The sequence below is a fragment of the Rheinheimera tilapiae genome (assembly GCF_042432165.1).
In the GTDB taxonomy this organism is placed as follows: domain Bacteria; phylum Pseudomonadota; class Gammaproteobacteria; order Enterobacterales; family Alteromonadaceae; genus Pararheinheimera; species Pararheinheimera tilapiae.
On sequence record NZ_JBHLXP010000001.1, the window covers coordinates 1,884,302 to 1,898,193 of the forward strand.

The 13,892-nt window shown below is 52.0% G+C and carries 14 protein-coding genes; 9 read left to right on the forward strand and 5 right to left on the reverse strand.

Going from position 1 to position 13,892, the window contains the following annotated elements; translation table 11 throughout:
• Nucleotides 1-4 precede the first annotated feature (4 nt).
• Nucleotides 5-535, reverse strand: a complete 531-nt coding sequence (smrB, locus tag ACFFJP_RS08165; RefSeq protein ID WP_377242271.1) for an endonuclease SmrB — start codon at nt 533-535, stop codon at nt 5-7.
• 34 nt (nt 536-569) lie between these two features.
• Between smrB and prmB the strand changes: the two genes are divergently transcribed.
• From prmB to ACFFJP_RS08180, 3 genes are all read left to right on the forward strand, one after another.
• The gene (gene prmB / locus ACFFJP_RS08170) at nt 570-1,520 is read left to right on the forward strand and encodes a 50S ribosomal protein L3 N(5)-glutamine methyltransferase (protein WP_377242273.1); all 951 of its coding nucleotides are present in this window, start codon (nt 570-572) and stop codon (nt 1,518-1,520) included.
• Between the two features lie 3 nt (nt 1,521-1,523).
• Nucleotides 1,524-2,636 carry a chorismate synthase gene (gene aroC / locus ACFFJP_RS08175; RefSeq protein WP_377242275.1) on the forward strand — a complete coding sequence of 371 codons (1,113 nt, stop codon included), beginning with the start codon at nt 1,524-1,526 and terminating at the stop codon, nt 2,634-2,636.
• Between the two features lie 72 nt (nt 2,637-2,708).
• Nucleotides 2,709-3,878, forward strand: a complete 1,170-nt coding sequence (locus ACFFJP_RS08180; RefSeq protein WP_377242277.1) for an MFS transporter — start codon at nt 2,709-2,711, stop codon at nt 3,876-3,878.
• Here the strand turns inward: ACFFJP_RS08180 and ACFFJP_RS08185 are convergent.
• Entirely contained in the window at nt 3,804-5,264 is a 1,461-nt protein-coding gene (locus tag ACFFJP_RS08185) for a coniferyl aldehyde dehydrogenase (protein WP_377242279.1), read from the reverse strand. The genes ACFFJP_RS08180 and ACFFJP_RS08185 overlap by 75 nt on opposite strands.
• A 133-nt stretch (nt 5,265-5,397) precedes the next feature.
• Between ACFFJP_RS08185 and ACFFJP_RS08190 the strand changes: the two genes are divergently transcribed.
• The 3 genes from ACFFJP_RS08190 to bamJ all read left to right on the forward strand — a co-directional run bounded on the left by ACFFJP_RS08190 (nt 5,398) and on the right by bamJ (nt 7,535).
• Complete coding sequence (locus ACFFJP_RS08190) at nt 5,398-6,528, forward strand: ATP-NAD kinase family protein (protein WP_377242281.1); 1,131 nt, start codon at nt 5,398-5,400, stop codon at nt 6,526-6,528.
• A complete protein-coding gene (locus ACFFJP_RS08195) occupies nt 6,528-6,800 on the forward strand; it encodes a YfcL family protein (protein ID WP_377242283.1) in 273 nt (90 codons plus the stop codon). Before ACFFJP_RS08190 ends, ACFFJP_RS08195 begins: the two co-directional genes overlap by 1 nt.
• 120 nt (nt 6,801-6,920) lie before the next feature.
• Nucleotides 6,921-7,535, forward strand: a complete 615-nt coding sequence (gene bamJ / locus ACFFJP_RS08200) for a BamJ family beta-barrel-assembly machinery protein (RefSeq protein WP_377242285.1) — start codon at nt 6,921-6,923, stop codon at nt 7,533-7,535.
• A gap of 60 nt (nt 7,536-7,595) precedes the next feature.
• On the opposite strand, the gene dsbB is transcribed toward bamJ, so the two are convergent.
• On the reverse strand, nt 7,596-8,129 hold the full coding sequence (gene dsbB / locus ACFFJP_RS08205; RefSeq protein ID WP_377242287.1) for a disulfide bond formation protein DsbB: 534 nt from the start codon (nt 8,127-8,129) through the stop codon (nt 7,596-7,598).
• Nucleotides 8,130-8,312: 183 nt separating this feature from the next.
• Between dsbB and fadR the strand changes: the two genes are divergently transcribed.
• Both fadR and ACFFJP_RS08215 read left to right on the forward strand, forming a co-directional pair.
• Nucleotides 8,313-9,029 carry a fatty acid metabolism transcriptional regulator FadR gene (gene fadR, locus ACFFJP_RS08210; RefSeq protein WP_377242289.1) on the forward strand — a complete coding sequence of 239 codons (717 nt, stop codon included), beginning with the start codon at nt 8,313-8,315 and terminating at the stop codon, nt 9,027-9,029.
• A 394-nt stretch (nt 9,030-9,423) separates the two neighbouring features.
• On the forward strand, nt 9,424-11,679 hold the full coding sequence (locus tag ACFFJP_RS08215) for an aminotransferase class V-fold PLP-dependent enzyme (RefSeq protein WP_377242291.1): 2,256 nt from the start codon (nt 9,424-9,426) through the stop codon (nt 11,677-11,679).
• A 67-nt stretch (nt 11,680-11,746) separates the two neighbouring features.
• Here ACFFJP_RS08215 and ACFFJP_RS08220 read toward each other — a convergent pair whose 3' ends face one another.
• Entirely contained in the window at nt 11,747-12,433 is a 687-nt protein-coding gene (locus tag ACFFJP_RS08220) for a ChrR family anti-sigma-E factor (protein ID WP_377242293.1), read from the reverse strand.
• Nucleotides 12,417-13,085 (reverse strand): sigma-70 family RNA polymerase sigma factor, encoded by a 669-nt coding sequence (locus ACFFJP_RS08225; RefSeq protein WP_377242295.1) that lies wholly within the window; start codon nt 13,083-13,085, stop codon nt 12,417-12,419. Before ACFFJP_RS08225 ends, ACFFJP_RS08220 begins: the two co-directional genes overlap by 17 nt.
• 197 nt (nt 13,086-13,282) lie before the next feature.
• On the opposite strand from ACFFJP_RS08225, the gene ACFFJP_RS08230 reads away from it, so the two are divergent.
• The gene (locus ACFFJP_RS08230; RefSeq protein WP_377242297.1) at nt 13,283-13,888 is read left to right on the forward strand and encodes an FMN-dependent NADH-azoreductase; all 606 of its coding nucleotides are present in this window, start codon (nt 13,283-13,285) and stop codon (nt 13,886-13,888) included.
• Nucleotides 13,889-13,892: the final 4 nt, after the last annotated feature.

Here is a 13,892-nt window from a genome sequence, read left to right on the forward strand (position 1 = left end):
CCTGTTATTTATCCGGCGTTTTAAGCAACACCAGTAAAGCGCCGTCCCGTCCCCAGTGGGTCGGTGCGGTGTGAAAAGCCCGTACATTTGGATGCTGGATCAGCCAGTTTGGTACGCGCCGCGCTAACAATCCACTGCCTTTGCCATGCACAACACAAGCGCAATTCAGATGCTCCTGCTGACAATAATCTAACAGGCCTGCGAGCTCATGCTTGGCGTCATGCTGGCTAAGACCATGCAGGTCTAACACCACACCGGGCTGGAACTCACCGCGTTTTAAATTTTTTGCCAGGTGCGGATCTTCGCCTGGCTGGACATAGCTGACTGTACTGCCGTCAAACTGATAACCTTCGTATTCATCAGAAAAATAGAATAAACTGGCGGCCGGCTGACTTTCAGACGTCTTGATGGCGGATTTTTTCTTGCTGCGTGGCGGGGTCAGCGTTATCTTGTCCTGCGCCATAGGGCGGGCACCCGAGATCGCATCACGGAACAGCTGAATATCCTGGTCGGTTAAAGAAGGTGTTTTTCGCATCGCGCAAGTCTATCCAAAGAGCACACGTAAAGAAATGACTGAACTACAAACTTCACCACTGACCGCGGAATTAATCGACGAAGCGATCACTGATTTACACAGTATTCACGACTGGCTGCGTTTTGCCGTCAGCCAGTTTAATGCAGCAGATCTGTATTTTGGTCATGGCACCGACAATCCGTGGGATGAGGCGGGTATGTTGATGGCTTTCACGCTGCATCTGACCCATATTGCCGATCCTGTGCTTTTAACGACAAGACTGACTCGCACGGAAAAACGTCAGTTTGCATTGTTAGTGCAACAACGGATTGAACGCCGGGTGCCGGCAGCTTACCTGACCCAGCATGCTTATTTTGCCGACCTGCCATTTTTTGTTGACGAGCGGGTGTTGGTGCCACGCTCGCCGATTGCTGAGCTGATTAAACAACAATTTTCGCGTTGGTTCCCGCTCAATCCGCCAAGCCGCATCCTCGATCTATGTACCGGCTCCGGTTGCATCGCTATTGCCAGTGCACATTATTTGCCCGATGCAGAAGTCGATGCGATTGATATCAGTGAAGATGCCCTGACAGTCGCAGACATCAATATTGACCAGCATGGTCTGTATCAGCGGGTGTTTCCGATTTTATCCGACTGCTACGACGCTATTCCGGGCCAAACCTACGATTTAATAGTCACCAATCCGCCTTATGTTGATGCCGAAGATATGGCCGATCTGCCAGATGAGTTCCGGCATGAACCAGAGCTTGGCCTTGCCTCCGGTGACGATGGTCTGGAGTTAACGCGCCGTATTCTGGCAGATGCCGCTGCGCATCTGAACGATGATGGCGTGTTAATCTGTGAAGTCGGTAACAGCATGGTGGCATTAGCGGAGCGTTTTCCGCAGGTGCCGTTTGACTGGATTGAATTTGCCAATGGTGGACATGGCGTGTTTGCGCTGACCAAAGCACAGTTACAGCAATATCAGGCTTTTTTTAAGGAGTAAGCCATGGCCGGCAACAGTATCGGTGAGTTGTTTCGTTTAACTACATTTGGCGAGAGCCATGGGCCGGCTATCGGTGGTATCGTTGATGGTTGTCCGCCTGGACTGGTACTGGATCTCGATGCTATCCAGCACGATTTAGACCGGCGCAAGCCTGGTACTTCACGATATACCACACAGCGACGTGAAGATGATGTAGTGAAGTTCCTGTCTGGGGTATTTGAAGGCGTGACGACCGGAGCTTCGATTGGCCTGTTGATTGAAAACACCGACCAGCGTTCGCAGGACTATTCGAATATCAAAGACTTATTCCGGCCAGGGCACGCCGATTACACTTATCACCATAAGTTTGGTATCCGCGATTACCGCGGCGGCGGCCGTTCGTCAGCACGGGAAACGGCGGTGCGTGTGGCTGCAGGTGCTATCGCTAAACAATATCTGAAACAACGGTTTGGTATCGAAGTGCGCGGTTATTTAGCGCAGCTTGGACCGGTCAAAGCGGAAAAGCTCGATTGGACACAGGTTGAACAAAACGACTTTTTTTGCCCGGATCCGGACAAAATCGAAGCACTCGACAGCTTTATGCGTGATCTGAAAAAATCTGGTGATTCAGTGGGTGCCCGCGTCAATGTGGTTGCCACTAATGTGCCGGTGGGCTGGGGCGAGCCGGTATTTGACCGCCTCGATGCTGATATCGCCCATGCGATGATGAGTATTAATGCGGTAAAAGCAGTCGAGATCGGTGATGGTTTTGCTGTGGTGGAACAACAAGGCTCAACGCATCGTGATGCGCTGACGCCGCAAGGCTTTACTGCCAATCACGCTGGTGGTGTGCTGGGTGGTATCTCATCCGGGCAAGACATCCGCGTCAGTATGGCGTTAAAGCCGACGTCCAGTATCAGCATTCCGGGCCAGAGTATCAATACCAGCGGCGAGCCAGTGGAACTAGTGACCAAAGGTCGGCATGACCCTTGTGTCGGCATTCGTGCAGTGCCGATTGCCGAAGCGATGCTGGCTATTGTGTTGATGGACCATTTCCTGCGTCATCATGCGCAGAATCATCAGGTGCAGGTCAGTACGCCGGATATTGCGGCCATTGCGCGGCAACAGGCGGAATAGACTCCGCGTGTATTTTAGTCAATACAACGGCTGCTCTGACAGCCGTTGTCGTTGATGCTCTTCAGGAACAGTATGCAACCGACTCAAAGTCTCAGTCTGGCCTATCTGGCATATTTTGCCGTACTGGGCGTGTTTGTGCCGTATGTCGGCATTTTCCTTGACCATCGTGGTCTCAATTCGCAACAAATCGGAACATTGCTGGCCATAGTGACGGCGATGCGGATTGTCGGTCCCAATTTGTGGAGTCTGCTGGCAGCCAAACGCGGTGATCCGGTTGGCGTGATGCGCCTTGGCGCTGTATTGGCGGCGTTTGGTTGGTGCAGTACTTTTGTTGATGCCGGTTACAGCATGCTGCTGTTAGGGCTGGCGCTATACAGTCTGTGCTGGACCGCAATTTTGCCACAACTAGAATCCGCTGCATTTCACTACCTGAATAACGATACCGGCCGCTACAGCAAAGTTCGCTCCAGCGGCAGTGTTGGCTACATTTTGTTAGTGGTCGGCAGCGGCATGGCATTGGAACAACTGGGCCCTGGCTTTTTACCCGGCGGCGCCTTGTTGTTTTTAGTGCTGATGTTATTGGCGCTCTGGCAATTGCCGGCATTTTCGCTGCAGGCAACCAGCACAGAGGTGGCGATAAAATTCCGCACCTTGTGGCTGCACCGGCCTTTTGTGTTGTTTATGTTCGCGGCGTTTTTACTACAGCTAAGTTTTGCCCCCTTTTATAGTTTTTTTACTTTGTATTGCCGGGATTTAGGCTATAGCGGTACTGCTTCAGGCCTGCTGATTGCACTGGCTGTGGCGGCTGAAGTGGTCGCGTTTTTTTATGCCGGTAAAATTTTAGGTCAGCGCAGTTATACGCTGTTGCTTGGCGTCTGTTATCTGCTGACCGCGCTGCGCTGGGCGGTGGTGGGATGGTTTGGTCATTTGCCTTATGTGCTGGCGGCCTCGATGCTACTGCACGCATTCAGCTTTGCGGTGGCACACAGTTGCGCTATGCAATTTATTCAGCAATTTTTCCCGCCGGCGCAACGTGGCCGCGGGCAAGCGCTGTATGCCGGGCTGATTTATGGCGGTGGCGGAGCGCTTGGCGCTTATATCGCGGGCTGGACATGGCAGGATGGTGCCGGCAGTCAGCTCAGTTTTGGCTGGGCTGCCGGCGCTTGTTTATTGGCTTTTTTGCTGGTGCTCGGCTTGCCGCGTATCATCCGGCCGATCGGCGTCGCTGATACGGTATCCTAACCACAGATCCAGCACTTTATCGAGCCATTTGGCTCGCAGCTGCGGATAAGCAAAGCTGCCACTGGATAAACGGCCTTTTTGATGCACGGCTTTGGCATGGCTGAAGGTCAGAAAACCTTCTTTGCCGTGATAATGTCCGATGCCGGATGGGCCGACGCCGCCAAATGGCAAATCGTCCTGGCCAACATGCACAAGCGTATCGTTAATGCAGACGCCGCCGGCATGAATTTGTTCCCGGCAGCGTTGTTGTAGTTCTTTGTCCTGGCTAAACAGATAAAACGCCAGCGGGCGTGGCCGTGCTCGGATAAATTCAATTGCTTCTTTGGTACTGCGATAGCCGTAAATGGGCAGTACAGGCCCAAAGATCTCTTGCTGCCAAAGTGGCGTGTCGAGCGGAGCATTAAGCACCAGATGCAAGTCCATCCGGCGTAGTGGATCGTTCGGATTGACCGGCTGACCACAGGAAACAATTTGGGCCCCGGCGACGGCGGCATCCTGTAGCCCTTGTTGCAGGCGTTGCCATTGGCGCGTATTGATCACGGAAGTCCAGTCTGTGCTTTGGCAGCCTTGTGGATACATCTTCTGATAATGAGCGCGTAATTTTTCTGCAGCACGTTGTTCCTTGCCTGCTGGCACCAGCAAGTAATCCGGTGCCACACAAGTCTGACCGCCATTGGCACATTTACCAAAAATCACCCGATCGGCATAATCATTAAAATGGATATCCGGCCCGATCAACACCGGCGACTTTCCGCCCAGTTCCAGTGTCACTGGTGTCAGGTGTTGTGCGGCCGCCTGCATCACATGATGGCCGACCGCAGTGGAACCGGTAAATAACAAATGGTCAAATGGCAGCTGGCTGAATTCGGCAGCTACCGCAGCATCACCTTCAATCACCACCACATGCTCAGCTAATGCTGTCTCACAGATTTGCCGCAAGACTTTATTGATCTCTGGCGTATATTCAGACAATTTCAGCATCACTTTATTACCAGCGCTGATCGCGGCCACTAAAGGACCGAGTGCCAGAAAAACCGGATAATTCCATGGCACAATGATGCCGACAACTCCCAGCGGCTGGTACTCGACGCGGTTGCTGGCCGGCCAAAACAACATGCTGACATGGCGCCGTTGTGGTTTCATCCAACCTTTAAGCCGACGCAGGCTGTAATCGATACTGTTGATACTAGGTAATACTTCAAGCAGACGTGTTTCCGAAGCGCTGCGCTGACCGAAATCATTTGCCGCTGCTTGATACAGCTCAGCCTGAGCGGCGAGCAGCTGAGCACGCAATGCTTTCAGGCTGAGCTTTCGCGCGGCAAAAGCAGGGCTTGGATTGTGATAAAAATTTTTACGCAGCTGTGCGAATTGGGTTTGAAGTAACATCAGGACTGGTCCGGCCAATAAACGAATAGGCACTAATCTACTGGAGCGCAGCGACAAACTCAATCAGATGCTGGGCAAGCTAACAAGCCACAGTTACAATGCCGCATTTTTTCTGGCTGAAGAGGGGAGCCTGATGGATAGGTTACCGATATTTCGACTCGGTTTAATCGTCAATCCTTACGCCGGATTAGGCGGTGCTGTCGCGCTGAAAGGCAGCGATGATATGGCTGTAGAAGCCTTAGCGCGTGGTGCAATCCCTATGGCGCAGCAGCGTGCTAGCCTTGCGCTGGCGGAGTTATTGCCATGGCAGGCGCAGATCCAGATTAAAACTGTGGCGGGCGCCATGGGCGAAGATGTGGCGCTGGCACTTGGTTTTTCGACAGAGGTGCTGTGCCAAGCCGCGCAGGAACCGTCGACGGCACAGGACAGCGAGCGGGCGGCGCAGTTGTTAGCCCAAGCTGGTGTTGATTTGTTGCTGTTTGCCGGTGGCGATGGCACGGCACGGAATATCTGTCATGCAATTGGCGATAGTACGACCGTCCTTGGTATTCCGGCCGGTTGTAAAATTCACTCTGGTGTTTATGCCATCACGCCAGCGGCGGCCGGTAAAGTAGTCGCGCAAATGGTACGTGGTGAGCTGTTGTCGGTGCAGGATGCACTAGTGATGGATATTGACGAAGTCGCGTTTCGCGAAGGTACGGTGCGGGCCAAGCGCTACGGTGAGATGCAAATTCCCACAGCGCTGCGTTATGTGCAAAGTGTCAAAACGGCGGGTAAAGAATCAGAAGAACTGGTCCTTGATGATTTGGCTGCATTTTTTGTCGCGCAAATGGAACCCGATGTCCGTTATGTGATGGGATCCGGCTCCACTGTTGCGGCCGTGATGCAGGAGCTGGGCTTGCCCAATACTTTACTGGGCGTTGATGTGGTAGAGAATGGCACAGTGATCGCCGCTGATGTCACTGCCGCGCAGCTGCTGGAGCTGGTTAAAGATGCGCCCGCGCAGCTGGTGATCACGCTGATTGGCGGGCAAGGGCATATATTTGGTCGTGGCAATCAACAGCTATCACCGGCCGTGATCCGAGCGATCGGACGCAGTAATATCCGGCTGCTTGCGACCAAAAGCAAAATTCAGCAGCTCGATGGGCGACCGCTTGTTAGTGACTCTGGCGACCCGATGCTTGATCAGCAGCTCAGTGGCATGGTGCGCGTGCTTTGTGGTTATAACGATTATGTGATGTACCGGCTGGGGGCCGAAGACTAATGCAACAGACTCTCGATTTTATCAGCCGCTGTGCGGTTTTTTTTGATGGTGCGGTGGCAACTGCCAGCGACGATGAATTATTTGCGCAAGGCTATTTACGTGGCCACGTTGATTTAGCCGTTGGCCGGTTGCAACTGGATGAACAACCTTTTAGCGTCGAACAGATCGTGCAGGCTGTCGACGCCAGCCTGCACAGTGCGATTGTTGGCGGGGAGCTCAATGACGCGGATGCTGCGTTGGTACAGCAGATCTGGCGGCAATTGTCAGTTTGAGGCAAGACAACTGCGGTTGATTGCGTTAGCATACCGTTTTTTCTGGCGGCAGCAGCTGCCTTGAACCCTGCGGATAGCGCCAGTATACCGGCCATTCCGCCTCAACAATAAGTGAACCTTATGTCAGATCTGACCACTTTAGAACAACATGCCAGTTATGGCATCGGCCTGCAAATGGGCCAACAACTGGCCGACAATCCGTTTGATGGCCTCGATATCGCAGCCGTTGCTGCAGGTCTTGCCGCGGCATTTTACGGTGATGAGCCGGAAGTCAGTGAAGATCAGATCCGTGCTGCGTTCCAGGTGATCAGCGGTCGGATGCAGGAAGCTGAATCGGCCAAAGCGCAGGTAGCTGCCGCAGTTGGCGAAGCTTTCCTCGCTGAAAATGCGACCAAAGCCGGTATCGTTGTTACTGAATCAGGTTTACAGTACGAAGTGCTGACTGCCGGTTCAGGTGCAAAACCAACGCGCTCAGACAAAGTTCGCACGCATTACCATGGCACACTGATCGATGGCACTGTGTTTGATAGTTCATACAATCGTGGTCAGCCAGCAGAGTTTCCGGTATCAGGCGTCATCGCCGGTTGGACCGAAGCGCTGCAACTGATGCCGGTTGGCGCGAAATACCGTCTGTATATTCCACACAATCTGGCCTACGGTGAGCGTGGTGCCGGTGGTGCGATCAAGCCATACAGCGCGCTGATTTTTGATGTAGAGTTGCTGGAAATCCTGTAATTTCTGCCGCAATAAAAAAACCGCCAGCAGGCGGTTTTTTTATATCCCATGGCAAATGTGCTAATCGTATGGGTTGTATTTGTGTTTCTTCAGTTGGCTGGCGATCACCACTAAGCCGGCGATAAAGAACAACGCAAAGGTGATACGCATCCAAAAAGGCATTGAATAGCCGAATAAAGTCCACAGAATTTCACCGCACATACCGGTTGGTTTAAATACTTCTGGGATCCACTCGTGCAGCGGCAGCCAGGTTGGAAAATCCGGGAAAATACCGCAACTGGAGAATCCGCCACTTAACACCAATTGCTCTTCGAGCACCTGGTCGTGGGCTATTTTTAAACCCCAGCCACTACTAAGCAACCAACCGGTGTATGCCAGCCAGCGTACCAACGAATATTGGCAACCGAAGGCACCAACGAGTCCGCTGAGTAAAATGCCGACAATAGCAAAACGCTGATAAACACACATAATGCAGGGCGCCAGCCCCATCACGTACTGAAAATACAAAGCAGTAATTAACAAGGCGCCGGCAAAAGCCGACATCAGTAGCCAGGGCCAGGCTTTAAAAGGCAAGCGTGAAACAGCGGCAAACATCTGATTTCCTTTATCCAGAAGGACTTATTTCCAGCGCACAATCTAAGGCAAATCGCTTTTGAACACAACCTTTGCATCCTTTGCAGTGCTTGCAATTTTCGGTCGATGGCTTGTTAACTGAATCGCCTCTGGTACAATCAGTGCCAATTTTCCATTCATTACAACTATAACGGACAAATCCGGATGACAAACCTGATCAAAGCCCAGAGCCCCGCAGGCTTCGCTGAAGAGTATATCGTTGAATCGATCTGGAACGGCAAGTTTGCGCCTGGTTCCATTTTGCCAGCCGAACGTGAGCTATCTGAGCTGATTGGCGTCACCCGGACGACGTTACGGGAAGTATTGCAACGTTTGGCGCGGGACGGCTGGCTGACAATTCAGCATGGCAAACCGACCCGGGTGAACAATTTCTGGGAGACGTCGGGCCTGAATATTCTTGAGACCTTAGCCCGGCTTGATCAGGATCGGATGCCGGAACTGGTTGATGAATTGTTATCTGCCCGTACCAATATCAGTGCTATTTATATTCGCGGCGCCATTAAAAATCATCAGGCAGAAGCTACCGCAGCGTTTGCCGGCGCTGAACAACTCGAAGATACCCCGGAAGCCTTTGCTGATTTCGATTACAACCTTAATCATGAACTGGCGCTGCACTCTGCGAACCGGATTTATGTGTTGATCCTCAACGGTTTCCGCGGTTTGTACCGTCGTATTGCTACTTTCTACTTCTCTCAGCCGGAATCGCGTGAATTGGCGCGGCGTTATTACCATCAGCTGAAACTGTACGCTGAAGCCGGTAAGCATGACGAAGTGGTGCTGGCGGTACGCAAATATGGTAAAGAATCCGGCAAAGTCTGGTCGGCATTGCGTCCGGACATTCCAAAAGATCTGGTCGAATAATTTTAAACGCCGCTTAATGCGGCGTTTTTTTTATCCGAGGATGGATGGTATACCGGAAATGCAGGTACGCGGTACCCGGTACCCGGTACCCGGAGCTTTTCGGTGCTATCCAGAGATGGATAGTACAGTGGACCCGGAATTTTGACAGGCCGACAATTTGGCCCGTTGCCGGTTGAATGTCACTTGCTCCGTCAATGACCGTGGCATACGCGGTAGATGGCGCTTCGCACTGATGCACAGAAACTATATCCAGCGCTTTACGGGAACCGTTGCAGAGATTTCGAGCAGGCGTAGCAATCCGCACTTGTCGGGCCAATAATGTCTTGTCAGTTATGGCTGAACTCCATATCATTATCGAATATAAGATATTCCATCTGGTTATATAGGTCTCATCATGTTGCAACATCGCGATAGCCGCTGTCAGGCGGAAGTTTATCTGGATAACAATGCGACAACGGCTGTGCTACCTTGTGCCGCCCAAGCGGTGTTGCATCATATGCAGACCTGTTTTGGCAACCCAAGCAGCAGCCACAGTACCGGTATTAAAGCTAAAGTTGAGCTGGAGTTGACCCGGCAGCTGGCGCGTCAGGTGATTGGTGCCAGCAGCGGGCAAATTGTGTTTACCTCTGGTGCGACCGAGGGCATTCAGACGTCGATTGTGTCAGCGCTGCTTGATGCGCGCAGTCGTGGTCTGCACGGCCCTGAGACTTTGTTGCTGTATGGTGCGACTGAACATAAAGCGGTGCCGGAAAGCCTGAAGCACTGGAATCATGTCTTACAGCTTGGCGCGACTGTACAAGCGATACCTGTCGACAGCCACGGTATCCTTGATACGCAGGCATTGACCTTGTTATTACCCAAAGCTGCCATGATCTGTACCATGGCAGCCAATAATGAAACCGGTGTGAAACAAGATTTGCTGAAGCTGGAGCAGTTGATCCGCAGCGTGAATCCACAAGTTCGCTGGATGGTCGATTGTGTGCAGGCACTGGGCAAAATGAGCTTAGATATCGCCAATACCAGTATTGACTATGCGCCGTTCAGTGGTCACAAGTTATATGCGCCTAAAGGTATCGGCTTTTTGTATGTTCGCCAGAACACCCCGTATCAGCCATTTATTGCCGGCGGCGGTCAGGAGAGCGGCGCGCGTTCCGGGACTGAAAACCTGCCGGGAATCGCGGCACTGCATGCCATTTTCACTGAGTTGTTAAAGTCTGTCGGTTCGGTGTTTCAGAGCGAAGCGACACTATGGCAGTATCGCCAGCAACTGCTCAGCGCGCTGACTGAATTATTTCCGCAACTGGTGTTGAATAGTGATGTTCCTCATATCGTGCCGACGACGATCAATTTCTCCGTGCCTGGGTTTTTGAGCAAAGACATTCTGGACTTGTTTGATGCCGGTAGTATTCGCGTCAGTGCTGGTTCTGCCTGCAGTTCTAAAGCCACCGGCAGTTTTGTACTTGATGCGATGGGACTGGCTTCCTGGCGTAGTGAAGGTGCTGTGCGGCTGTCATTTGGTCCGGCCATGAGCGCAGCTGAGCTGTCAGCAGCTTGTGCCGCTATTCGACGGCTCGTCCCGGTCGTGCGCAACTGTTGTTTGGTGCTTAGTGATGCGCAAACAACCTCCACCGCGCCAATGCCGGGTTTAAGTCAGTTTAAGTACGAAGACTTATGCAGTTATCTGCTGGTTTGTCCACAAAGCCGCGATGCCGTGATCATTGATCCGGTCGAGCCTTTAGTGAACCGACTGGTGAATCTGGTGCAGGGCCAGGGTTTGCATTTAAAGGCCGTACTGGAGACACATCAGCATCAGGATCATCCGTCGGTACGGCTCGATCTGTTAAATGCCTTGGGACAACCCGCATTGCCGGCGGATACCGACCTGCTTGGCTGGCCACAGGGCATGATCAATCTGCAGATTGGCGATTACCAGTTAGAGCGTCTGGCGACACCAGGCCATAGCCCGGATGGGCAGAGCTATTTGTTGTATCAACACCAGCAAATCCTCGGCGCCTTTGTCGGTGATCTGTTGTTGCCTGGCGGCTTTGGCCGGCTCGACCTGGCTGGTGCTGACAGTCAGGCCTTTGTGCATAGCCTGCAGCAACTGAAGTCAGTGCTGCATGGCGAGACGCTGTTGTTGTCCAGCCATGATTATGCGCAGCGGTTTTTCACGACCTGGCAACTGGTGTGTCAGGAAGTGCCGGGGTTGGCAGATTTGGTTAGCAGCGGCAAACTGACCGAAACGTGGCAGCAGACTTTGCAACAACAAGCCTTGTCGTTACAACAACAAAGTCAGTACCAATGTGGCATTGTCGAAGTCAGTTATTCTGATGCTAAAGCACTGATAGGACCGGCCGAGATCGCAGCTTTATTGTTGCATAATCCCACACTGCAAATTGTTGATGTCCGTGAACCGCATGAACAGAACGCCGGTGAACTGGCGCCATTATTGCCTGCCAATGCAACAGTGCAACACTGGCCATTGTCACAATTAGCCTGGGCATTGATGAGCGGGGCGCTGCATCCTTCGCAGCAGCTGTTGCTGGTCTGCCGCTCGGGTAACCGCAGTTTGTTAGCAGCTAAGATCCTAAACCGGCTTGGCTTTGACCAGGTGTATAACCTCAAGGGTGGCGTGGCGTTGTTAAGTTGAGCTGACCAGCATCGGAACAATAAAAAACCCGCATTCAGCGGGTTTTTTGCATGCCTTTGGCTCACGCTTAATAAAAAAAGCGTTGCAGCGGGTTCAGCCAGCGAGTCAGACCTTCTTTGAACTGCAGTGGCGCGCTCAACACCGACAAACACAAACAAGGCTCATCGCTGATGTTGCGCGGTTTGTGCGTGTCATCCGGCGAGTTAATGATTAAATCGCCCGGCACATAATGGCCGTTTTCGTCGACCATTTCCCCGGCCAGCACTAAGGTCATCTCTAAGCCCTGATGTGTGTGTAACGGCACATCAGTGTGTTTATCGATAAAGAGTAAAGAAGCATGATGTGGCTCGCCAGATGGTAGGCGGGCTGTCGCGATGCCGCCCATGCTGAGCCATTTGCTGCGTTTTGACGCAACTCTGCGCAAACTACGCGGCAACTCAAACTGGTAACTACCAATCTGGATCAGTTGTTCAGCAGACTGCGCCGGACTGGCTGCTGTTCTTGGCAGTTGTGGTGTTGCCACAATGCTGTTCAACATCTCCAACCAGTCGGCGCTATGCAGATCCTGCGATGCCGGTGTTGATGCCGCCAGTTGGGCGCCTAGGTCGGTTTCAATATCGTGCCGCAATTGTTGGCAATGTGGACAGTAGTCCAGATGGGTTGCCACCAGTAGGGCTACTTCTGCGTTCAGACTGCCATCACAATACAATTCAAGCAGACTGATGCTCGGGTGATGATTAACGCTCTGAGTCATCCAACGCCTCTCTTAATCGGTCTAATGCCAAACGGATACGGGATTTCACAGTACCCAGCGGAATACTTAATAAATCAGATACTTCCTGATGTGACATCTCTTCGAGATACACTTTCTCCATCACTGTGCGCTGCGCAGGCGGCAGTGCAGCAAAATGCGGTGCCAGCTTTTCAGTTATTAGCCAAAGCTCCCACTTTTGCGTCTGATGGTCTTCAGCTTCCGGATAATCACCATCAGCCCATAAATCATCTGCAGAAATGTCGTCTTTGCGGCTTTGCTTTTTTCTCAGCATGTCAAAGCGCACGTTCCGCGCGATGGTGAAAATCCAGGTCGATGCACAGCCGCGGGTCGGGTCGAACAAAGCAGCTTTCTGCCAGACATTCAGCAGGGTATCCTGCACCATCTCCAGTGCTTGCTGTTCGTTACCGAACATTTTGATACCAAAAGCGCGCAACCGTGGCGCAAAGTAGCCAAACAGCTCTTGATAAGCCTGTTTGTCGCGGGTCAGTGCGACCAGTGCCAGTGCTTGTTCCCATTGGCCCAAGTCACGGTTTACCGATTCAGTCGTCGCCAAATTCAATGTCCTGTCGGATACCAGTACTGGTGTGGAAGGTTCGGGGCCATGATGCCTTGCTGTCATCATCAAATCCATTATTTAATCTTCCGAGTCGCTGAGTAGTATCCGTTATACGCAATGCCTATTGCCCTGGTTCAGTCGGCATAAAAGAAATATCATTCTAAAATATAGAATGATTCGTGCAGTTAAATGCGATATATTTTCGATTAAGTGTGATTTAAGCTGGTGCTATCCGTTGAAACCCGCTTCAACATTCTTCGAGGAAAAGGCAAATGAAAAAAGTACTGGTTGTTCAAAGTTCTGTCAGTGGTGAGCAAGGTAAGTCAAATCAACTGATCGAACAGTTTATTAACGCCTTACCGGCCGGTTTCAGTCGTGAAGACCTCGATTTGGTCAGCAACGGTTTTCCGCATCTGGCGATGAATGAAATTGGCGCCTGGATGACGCCAACTGATAACCGTAGCCCGGAACAAACGGCACTTGCAGCATTGTCAGATAACGCTATCGCCCAAGTACAGGCAGCGGATGTCATTTTATTAGGCGTGCCAATGTACAATTTCGGCGTACCGAGCCAACTAAAAGCCTGGTTTGACCGCTTGGCTCGCGCTGGTATTACATTTAAATATACTGAGCAAGGTCCGGTCGGTTTGCTGGCTGATAAGCCAGTGGTGATTTTCGCGACCCGCGGCGGTATTTACAAAGATCTGCCAGCTGATTCACAGACCCCATTCCTCAAGAGCTTCTTCAACTTCATTGGTCTGAAGGACCTGCATTTTGTCTACGCAGAAGGCCTGAATATGGGGCCAGACACTGCGGCACAGGCGTTGTCTGCTGCCAGTGCTCAAATCCAGTCATTAACGGCAGACCTGGCGGCCTGAGTCT

Coding starts and splice junctions, on each gene's coding strand:
- smrB (WP_377242271.1), bottom strand. CDS start 535: ATGCGAAAAACACCTTCTTTAACCGACCAGGATATTCAGCTGTTCCGT.
- prmB (WP_377242273.1), top strand. CDS start 570: ATGACTGAACTACAAACTTCACCACTGACCGCGGAATTAATCGACGAA.
- aroC (WP_377242275.1), top strand. CDS start 1,524: ATGGCCGGCAACAGTATCGGTGAGTTGTTTCGTTTAACTACATTTGGC.
- ACFFJP_RS08180 (WP_377242277.1), top strand. CDS start 2,709: ATGCAACCGACTCAAAGTCTCAGTCTGGCCTATCTGGCATATTTTGCC.
- ACFFJP_RS08185 (WP_377242279.1), bottom strand. CDS start 5,264: ATGTTACTTCAAACCCAATTCGCACAGCTGCGTAAAAATTTTTATCAC.
- ACFFJP_RS08190 (WP_377242281.1), top strand. CDS start 5,398: ATGGATAGGTTACCGATATTTCGACTCGGTTTAATCGTCAATCCTTAC.
- ACFFJP_RS08195 (WP_377242283.1), top strand. CDS start 6,528: ATGCAACAGACTCTCGATTTTATCAGCCGCTGTGCGGTTTTTTTTGAT.
- bamJ (WP_377242285.1), top strand. CDS start 6,921: ATGTCAGATCTGACCACTTTAGAACAACATGCCAGTTATGGCATCGGC.
- dsbB (WP_377242287.1), bottom strand. CDS start 8,129: ATGTTTGCCGCTGTTTCACGCTTGCCTTTTAAAGCCTGGCCCTGGCTA.
- fadR (WP_377242289.1), top strand. CDS start 8,313: ATGACAAACCTGATCAAAGCCCAGAGCCCCGCAGGCTTCGCTGAAGAG.
- ACFFJP_RS08215 (WP_377242291.1), top strand. CDS start 9,424: ATGTTGCAACATCGCGATAGCCGCTGTCAGGCGGAAGTTTATCTGGAT.
- ACFFJP_RS08220 (WP_377242293.1), bottom strand. CDS start 12,433: ATGACTCAGAGCGTTAATCATCACCCGAGCATCAGTCTGCTTGAATTG.
- ACFFJP_RS08225 (WP_377242295.1), bottom strand. CDS start 13,085: ATGGATTTGATGATGACAGCAAGGCATCATGGCCCCGAACCTTCCACA.
- ACFFJP_RS08230 (WP_377242297.1), top strand. CDS start 13,283: ATGAAAAAAGTACTGGTTGTTCAAAGTTCTGTCAGTGGTGAGCAAGGT.